This is a genomic window from Citrobacter sp. S55_ASV_140, assembly GCF_018919505.1.
Lineage (GTDB): Bacteria > Pseudomonadota > Gammaproteobacteria > Enterobacterales > Enterobacteriaceae > Citrobacter > Citrobacter werkmanii.
In genome coordinates, this window is sequence record NZ_JAHLQZ010000374.1 from 1 (window position 1) to 1,585 (window position 1,585).

Annotated in this window: 2 protein-coding genes; both read left to right on the forward strand. The window is 40.3% G+C overall.

Annotation, left to right across the window (positions count from 1 at the left end; all coding sequences use genetic code 11):
• The coding region (locus KQJ18_RS23895; protein ID WP_216422939.1) for a hypothetical protein at positions 1-634 on the forward strand (634 nt) is incomplete at its 5' end.
• A gap of 489 nt (positions 635-1,123) precedes the next feature.
• The coding region (locus KQJ18_RS23900) for a restriction endonuclease (protein ID WP_216422940.1) at positions 1,124-1,585 on the forward strand (462 nt) is incomplete at its 3' end.

Sequence of the window (1,585 nt, forward strand, 5' to 3'; positions counted from 1 at the left end):
TGCAGGCGATGGTTATACCGAACTGTTTACCATTGAGGCACTGGAACCTGCGATTAAGCATATTCATTATATTATTGATCATGAAGTAATTAACGCTCAATTGCAGAAAGGCATAGAGAGGCCGCCACTTCGTGCCAGTAGATGTACGGAGCATTCTCATAGGAAAATGAAAAAGCAGTCCAATTTAATGATAAACGACCTTATCGAGGTGACGGAACAGTTCAGCAGGATAAATCGCTTACTGCTTATCTTACTGTTTAAGCAGCATCGACTACTTTATCAATATGATATTGAAGAAAATACAGTGAAATTTCGGATAGCGGATAATTACGCTGAACAGAGTGACGCTCACAAAATAATGCGCATGTTTAGCTTTTCAATTAAAGATTTCAGGTATACGGGTACAACCAACTACTGCTCGGGAATCTGTCGCAAAGATACAATCACACAATACAGCGTTCGGCTGATTTCAGCCGACAAAAATGCGCACCCTCTAGTTGCCTATCTCGCCTCACAAACCGAGAACCTATTGAACAGGTTACCGATGCGTTCGTCGTTATTAAACAAGGATCTTCCGGTACTGGAATCGAGTCGTATTTTGTGCGATATATTACATAATAATAGCGAAGTTTAATAATCGTGCCACCGAGACGCAAAACTCTCGCTGAGGTGAAGGTTTAAAAGAAGGGGGGAGGGACAAATTGAACTTTTCACCTGAAAACAGTGCCGGTATAAACTGAAATATCGATCTTTCTTTTACATCACAGCCCATGGCCATAAAAAATAGTTATACTTAAGAACCGATTGCGAAGGCCGGACTCGCACATAAATCATAACCTCATGATTTAAAACATCTAATTAAAAACACTTTCATTTTATACCAACACAGATACCAACGCGAAAATTCATTGTTCTTCGGCATCGAACCCGGACAAACATGACTGAGTTGTATTAGCTCAGATTTGAGCTGACACAGCTCTAGCACAGATCTAAACCTAATCTGACCCAGTTGCGGACGTTGCTTACATCATCTTGATATTCAATGAGGGCAAGAATAGATTATCTATATTTGATATAACTAAGCAAGGCGAATCTCTACAATGATATTTATAGGAGCAGATAAATGGCTGATATTGATTCTCGATACAAACTAAGCGGGTCTTTAAACCCCAGTTCGCTTCCCATACTTGCTGCTGACATTCTTAAATGGTCTCTTGGTCATACTAAGGTTCGCATTCTTGATGGCCCTGGCGATGGTAGAAGAGATATACTTTCAATAACTCCTGAAGGTATACCGCATTTAACCCAATGCAAACACCACTCTGACGACACAAAATCTGTTAGCTCACGAGAAACAGATGAAATTGTTATAGCTTTGGCAAAGTTTGGAGTTAAGTCTGCTTTATTTTTTACGAATGGCCGCATTTCTCCACAGGGAAAGCGTGAATACATTGATAATTTTCCAGGTTATTCTCTGGACTATATTGACGGCGACTTAATGTTGCAATATGTTGAAGAAAGCCCGTTACTATCGCGAATGTGGCTCCATGATTCTACCTTGGGAATGATCACCCATCGCTTGCTT